We start from the raw sequence: 5,536 nt of genomic DNA, 5'->3' as shown, positions 1-5,536 counted from the left end.
ACCCGCGTGCGCTGCTACGAGGCGGTGCTGAACAAATACCCCGCCGCCACCACCGCGATGAGCCTGCTGAACCTTGCCATGCGCATGGCTGGCCCCCGCGAGGCCGTGTGGCACGGTCTGATCCGCAAGAACCACGGCTGCACCCATTTCATCGTGGGCCGCGACCACGCGGGCCCCGGCAAGAACTCTGCCGGTGAGGATTTCTATGGTCCCTATGACGCGCAGGATCTGTTCCGCGCCCATGAGGAAGAAATGGGCATCGAAATGGTCGACTTCAAACATATGGTTTGGGTGGCCGAGCGTGCACAATACGAAGCGATTGACGAGATCGAAGACAAGGATGCCATCACTATCCTCAACATCTCGGGCACCGAGTTGCGTCGCCGTCTGCAGGAAGGGCTGGAAATCCCCGAGTGGTTCTCCTTCCCCGAGGTGGTTGAAGAGCTGCGCCGCACCAAGCCGCCGCGCAACAAGCAGGGCTTTACGGTTTTCTTCACCGGTTTCTCGGGCTCGGGGAAATCGACAATCGCCAATGCTTTGATGGTCAAACTGATGGAGATGGGCGGCCGTCCCGTCACGCTTCTGGATGGCGATATCGTTCGCAAGAACCTGTCGTCGGAACTGGGCTTTAGCAAAGAGCACCGCGATCTGAACATCCGCCGCATCGGCTATGTCGCGTCCGAGATCACCAAGAACGGCGGCATCGCCATCTGCGCGCCGATCGCGCCTTACGCCACCACCCGCCGCGCCGTGCGCGAAGACGTGGAAAGCTTTGGTGCCTTCGTCGAGGTCCACGTCGCCACCTCCATTGAGGAATGCGAACGCCGCGACCGCAAGGGGCTGTACAAGCTGGCCCGCGAAGGCAAGATCAAGGAATTCACAGGGATCTCAGACCCCTATGACGTTCCGGAAACCCCCGAACTGCGCGTCGAGACAGAGAATGTCGACGTCGACAACTGCGCCCATCAGGTGCTGCTCAAGCTGGAAAGCATGGGGCTGATCAAGGGGTAACCCTTTCGCCAAGTCGAATACAGAAAGGCCAGCCTTCATAGGCTGGCCTTTTTCATGCGTGCTGTTGGACGCCGTGCACAAAAAAAGGGCCGCAACACAGCGACCCTTTTCATTTAATTTTCGATGTTAAGACTTAATGCACCATCACGGGCGCATAGTCATGATCGCGCGCGAGGCTAAAGGCGAGCTTGCGGTCACCGACCAGTGCCAGCTGCTGCCCTTCGGCGTCATGCACGGCGTATAGCTGTTTTAGCCCTTCCGCCTGCTCGCGCACTTCGAGGGGAAGGTCGGACACGGCAATCATCTTGACGTAGACGGTACGGTCCTGAACATGCGTTTCTTCGTTATGCATTTTATTCCCCTTTTCTGATCTTGATGGTCTGAACGACCTTTTCGGGCTTCGCGCGGGTGAGATCGACGTGTAGCAGGCCGTTTTCAATCAGCGCTTCGCCAACGTCTACACCGTCGGCCAGTACGAAGGATCGTTGAAACTGGCGTGCGGCGATCCCGCGGTGCAAAAAGATTCGCTCTTCTTGCGTGTCGACCTGACGGCCACGGATCACAAGCTGTCTATCCTCAACGGTTATAGAGAGATCTTGTTCCGCAAAACCTGCGACCGCAAGCGTAATGCGGTAGCTATAGTCCGATGTTTGTTCAATGTTGAACGGTGGATAGCCTTCGTTTCCGGCCTTCGCCGTACGTTCCATCACCCGTTCCAACTGCTCGAAACCCAGCATATGCGGGTAGGAAGCCAGCGTTAATTTCGTCATAAGACACGTCCTTTAAGATAAGCGACAGTCAGTCATCCGGCCCCGTATTCGGCGACCTGCATCAAATATGGGGGCCATGGGGGCAGGACGCAAGGGCTATGCCTTTGAATTGCAACCGCCTATATTCGCAGGCCTAGATATAGCAAGAATCAGCCAAACCTATGAATCCTCCCTCCGACCTGTCGATGAAGAATGACGATGTCCTGCGTGTCGAGCTTGAGGTGTTTCGCCGCGAGCATCGCGATCTGGACGATGCCATTCAGGCGCTGGTCGATAAGGGGACGGGCGATCAGCTGACGCTGCAGCGGCTGAAAAAACGCAAGCTGCGCCTGAAAGACCTGATTGCCCAGATCGAAGACCGGCTGACCCCCGATATTACCGCCTGACAGCGCCCGCCAGCGGATTGCCACGCGGGCGATCATGGCTATAGTGCGCGCTTCTTATACGCTCTAGCAAAGGCCCTTTTTCATGGAAAATCCACCTGTCGGCATCATCATGGGCTCGCAGTCCGATTGGGCCACGATGCGCGAGGCAGCGACGCTGCTGGATGAACTTGGTATCGCTTACGAGGCCAAGATCGTATCGGCACACCGCACCCCCGACCGGTTGTGGAGCTATGGGAAAACCGCTGCTGACCGCGGCCTGCAGGTGATCATCGCCGGTGCGGGCGGTGCTGCGCATTTACCCGGCATGATGGCGTCCAAGACCCGCGTGCCGGTGATCGGCGTACCGGTGCAGACCAAGGCGCTGTCGGGTGTGGATTCGCTTTATTCTATTGTGCAGATGCCCCGGGGCTTTCCGGTCGCGACGATGGCGATCGGTGCTGCAGGTGCCGCGAATGCCGCGTTGATGGCTGCGGGCATTCTGGCCCTCCAAGACCCTGCCCTTGCCGCCCGTCTTGACGCTTGGCGCGATGCGCTTAGCGCCTCCATCCCAGAGGAGCCTTCGGATGACTGAAGCATTGAAGACAGGGGCCACCATCGGGATTTTGGGCGGCGGGCAATTGGGGCGCATGCTGGCCGTTGCTGCCGCACGTCTGGGGTTTCGCACGCATATCTTTGAACCCGGGGCCAACCCGCCTGCAGGTGATGTCGCCCATGCGCTGACCACCGCTGGCTATGATGACGTCGACGCGCTGACCGCCTTTGCCAAATCGGTTGATATCGTCACCTTCGAGTTTGAAAACATCCCGACAGATGCGCTGGATGTGATCGAAAACATCGCCCCCATCCGTCCCAACCGCGAGGCGCTGCGCACCAGTCAGGACCGTCTGGTAGAGAAACAGTTCCTCGAAGGTTTGGGCCTGACTGTCGCCCCTTTTGCCGATATCGCCAACGCCGCCGATCTGGAGGCCGCGATAACGACCATCGGCGCGCCGTCGATCCTGAAAACCCGTCGCTTCGGCTATGACGGCAAGGGCCAGTCGCGACTGCGCAGTGCGGATGATGCGGCGGAGGCCTTGGCGGATATGGCTGGCAATCCTGCGGTGCTGGAAGGCTTTGTGAACTTCACCGCCGAAGTGTCCGTGATCGCCGCGCGCAGTCCCTCGGGCGAGGTTGCCTGTTTCGATCCCGGTGAGAATGTGCACCGCGACGGCATCCTGCACAGCACCACCGTCCCTGCCCGGCTAAGCGCCGCACAGCGCATGGATGCGGTCCTGCTGGCCGCCAAGATCCTGAATGCGCTGGATTATGTCGGCGTACTGGGGGTCGAGCTTTTTGTCACGCCGCAAGGTTTCATCGTGAACGAGATCGCGCCACGGGTGCATAACTCGGGTCACTGGACGCAAAACGGCTGTGCGGTGGACCAGTTCGAACAGCACATCCGTGCCGTGGCGGGATGGCCCTTGGGCGACGGCAGCCGCTATGCAGATGTGGTGATGGAGAACTTGATCGGCGACGATATGGACCGCGTGCCCGAGCTGGCGAAACAGCGCGACACGGCGCTGCATCTGTACGGCAAGGCTGATGTCAAACCGGGCCGTAAGATGGGCCATGTGAACATCGTCAAACGGCCCAGCTAGGGCGCTATCCGCGCGGGCCTAGCGAAGGAACCGCGCGGCAATATCACCGGACATATAGCTGACGCGCCCGCCCGACATCGTCAGGGCCACACGGCGCGTCTGCGCGTCGAGCACCAGTAGATCCGCCCGCTTTCCGGTGGCGATCACACCCCGATCCGACAGCCCCAACACCGCCGCGGGCCCCGCCGATACCAAGTGCCACGCCTGCGCCAAGGGCAATACGCCACGATCCGCCAGCATGAAGGCCGCGCGTCGTGGCGACGGGTAATGGTAGTCAGAGGCAAGCGCCCCGCCGATCCCCATCGAAATCAGGTCAAGCGCGGAAACATTGCCGTTGTGCGACCCGCCGCGCACCACATTGGGCGACCCCAGCACCACATGATCCGCCGCCGCCGCTGCGGCTTCGGCTGCCTCCAGCGTCTCGGGGAACTCGGCGACGCGCACGCCACGCTTGCGCCATAAGGCGCGCCCTTCGGCGGTGGTGTCATCATGGCTGCCCATCTGGATGCCCCGCGCCGCCAGCACCTTGCACAGCCAGTCCAGCGCCCCGGGGACATCCGCGCTTTGGGCGTGCAGGTCTTGCATCATCCGCAGATGGTCGTCCGGATTGCGGCCTGCCTTCAGCGCTTGCCCTACCATGCGTTTGGGCACCTGCCCTTTCGCCAGCCTGTCGTGCGGCAGATGGTCGTTGAACACGACATAGGACAGCCCCCAGTCCTGCATGCGCTGCGGCAGATCGGCGTAGAGGTCCAGCAGATGCGTCTCGAGCCGGAGCTGTCCGCGCAGGTCCGTAACCAACGTATCTGACACCTGCTGGATCGCGCCAAAGACCTGTTCGGCAAATTCATAGCCGCGCAAGCCGCCTTCCCAGCTGATGAACTGCGCCAGCACGGCGGTGGTGATGCCATTGGCGGCCAGCTCTGCCTCCGCGGCGACCAGACCCTCTTGCATGGTTTTCATCGCACCGCGGCGGGGGGCGAGGTGACGTTCGAACCCGTCCCCATGCACATCGACGATCCCCGGCAGTATCATGTAACCGTCAAGATCAACGCGTGCGGCTTGCGCCACATCGGTAATCAGCCCCTGCGCAACCGCCAGCGGGCGGGGTTCAAGCACATCCGCGCCCAGGACGTGCGCCCCCGTAAATTCAACGTTCAGCATCGTTAGCCTTTTGTCCCGGCAAGCAGGCCCCATCGGGGCAGCCGATTGAATCAAGCACTGCGTCCACGAACCCCAGCGACCGGTCGAATTTCCCTGTGTCCAGATAGGTCATCGTCTGCGCAATCACCGTCGGGTTCATCATCATGAACGTATGTGTCACCGGCAGCATCAAAAAATCGCGCATCCCGTCGACCCGCGCGGATTGGACGGACACTTTGCCATCATCGCGCCCTGGCAGCAGCGACGAGAAATAGGGGTTCAGCGATTGCGTCCCTGCGATCACGCCCAGATCAAAGGTAACCGGAGGCAACCGCAGGGGAAGAGAGTTTTCCCCCGTCCCCATCTGCGCCCCTGCGGGACCGTTCATCCAGTCAAAGGCGGCAAGATCACCCAGCGTGTCCACGACCTCGCTGCCGTGATTGGGCGGGGCCAGCATGACGACGCGGCCAATACGCGCATCGCCCGTTTCGGCAACCCATTGCCGCAGAAGGATGCCGCCCATGGAATGGGTCACAAAATCAACCTTATCCGTCCCGCAGGCCGCGACTGCGTCGGGCAAGGTGCGGCGGGT

General features: G+C 61.0%; 8 protein-coding genes. 4 read left to right on the top strand and 4 right to left on the bottom strand.

Features of this window, described 5'->3' with window-relative positions:
* On the top strand, positions 1 to 1,011 hold a 1,011-nt coding region (gene cysC, locus B3849_RS15070), incomplete at its 5' end, for an adenylyl-sulfate kinase (protein WP_286780402.1).
* Between the two features lie 133 nt (positions 1,012 to 1,144).
* Here the strand turns inward: cysC and B3849_RS15065 are convergent.
* Together B3849_RS15065 and B3849_RS15060 are read right to left on the bottom strand one after the other, a co-directional pair.
* Positions 1,145 to 1,363, bottom strand: coding sequence for a DUF1150 family protein (locus B3849_RS15065; RefSeq protein ID WP_009825186.1), 219 nt, complete (start codon positions 1,361 to 1,363; stop codon positions 1,145 to 1,147).
* Position 1,364: 1 nt separating this feature from the next.
* Positions 1,365 to 1,781, bottom strand: a complete 417-nt coding sequence (locus B3849_RS15060; RefSeq protein ID WP_180828015.1) for an Hsp20 family protein — start codon at positions 1,779 to 1,781, stop codon at positions 1,365 to 1,367.
* A gap of 161 nt (positions 1,782 to 1,942) precedes the next feature.
* Between B3849_RS15060 and B3849_RS15055 the strand changes: the two genes are divergently transcribed.
* From B3849_RS15055 to B3849_RS15045, 3 genes are all read left to right on the top strand, one after another.
* The gene (locus B3849_RS15055; protein ID WP_005849528.1) at positions 1,943 to 2,167 is read left to right on the top strand and encodes a YdcH family protein; all 225 of its coding nucleotides are present in this window, start codon (positions 1,943 to 1,945) and stop codon (positions 2,165 to 2,167) included.
* An 82-nt stretch (positions 2,168 to 2,249) separates the two neighbouring features.
* Positions 2,250 to 2,738 carry a 5-(carboxyamino)imidazole ribonucleotide mutase gene (gene purE, locus B3849_RS15050; RefSeq protein ID WP_180828016.1) on the top strand — a complete coding sequence of 163 codons (489 nt, stop codon included), beginning with the start codon at positions 2,250 to 2,252 and terminating at the stop codon, positions 2,736 to 2,738.
* The gene (locus B3849_RS15045; RefSeq protein ID WP_278425530.1) at positions 2,731 to 3,804 is read left to right on the top strand and encodes a 5-(carboxyamino)imidazole ribonucleotide synthase; all 1,074 of its coding nucleotides are present in this window, start codon (positions 2,731 to 2,733) and stop codon (positions 3,802 to 3,804) included. Before purE ends, B3849_RS15045 begins: the two co-directional genes overlap by 8 nt.
* 18 nt (positions 3,805 to 3,822) lie before the next feature.
* Here the strand turns inward: B3849_RS15045 and B3849_RS15040 are convergent, their stop codons facing one another.
* Both B3849_RS15040 and B3849_RS15035 read right to left on the bottom strand, forming a co-directional pair.
* Entirely contained in the window at positions 3,823 to 4,965 is a 1,143-nt protein-coding gene (locus B3849_RS15040; protein WP_286780401.1) for an alpha-D-ribose 1-methylphosphonate 5-triphosphate diphosphatase, read from the bottom strand.
* A partial coding sequence (locus B3849_RS15035; RefSeq protein WP_286780400.1) for an esterase/lipase family protein occupies positions 4,952 to 5,536 on the bottom strand: 585 nt, incomplete at its 5' end. The genes B3849_RS15040 and B3849_RS15035, both read right to left, overlap by 14 nt.

The organism is Sulfitobacter sp. UBA4523 (genome assembly GCF_002388305.1).
GTDB classification, from domain to species: domain Bacteria; phylum Pseudomonadota; class Alphaproteobacteria; order Rhodobacterales; family Rhodobacteraceae; genus Sulfitobacter; species Sulfitobacter pontiacus.
This window is presented reverse-complemented; position numbering and strand designations above follow the sequence as displayed.

Excerpts from the sequence above, each read along its gene's own strand:
- B3849_RS15055 (WP_005849528.1), top strand. The coding sequence starts at position 1,943 with ATGAATCCTCCCTCCGACCTGTCGATGAAGAATGACGATGTCCTGCGT.
- B3849_RS15040 (WP_286780401.1), bottom strand. The coding sequence starts at position 4,965 with ATGCTGAACGTTGAATTTACGGGGGCGCACGTCCTGGGCGCGGATGTG.
- purE (WP_180828016.1), top strand. The coding sequence starts at position 2,250 with ATGGAAAATCCACCTGTCGGCATCATCATGGGCTCGCAGTCCGATTGG.
- B3849_RS15060 (WP_180828015.1), bottom strand. The coding sequence starts at position 1,781 with ATGACGAAATTAACGCTGGCTTCCTACCCGCATATGCTGGGTTTCGAG.
- B3849_RS15045 (WP_278425530.1), top strand. The coding sequence starts at position 2,731 with ATGACTGAAGCATTGAAGACAGGGGCCACCATCGGGATTTTGGGCGGC.
- B3849_RS15065 (WP_009825186.1), bottom strand. The coding sequence starts at position 1,363 with ATGCATAACGAAGAAACGCATGTTCAGGACCGTACCGTCTACGTCAAG.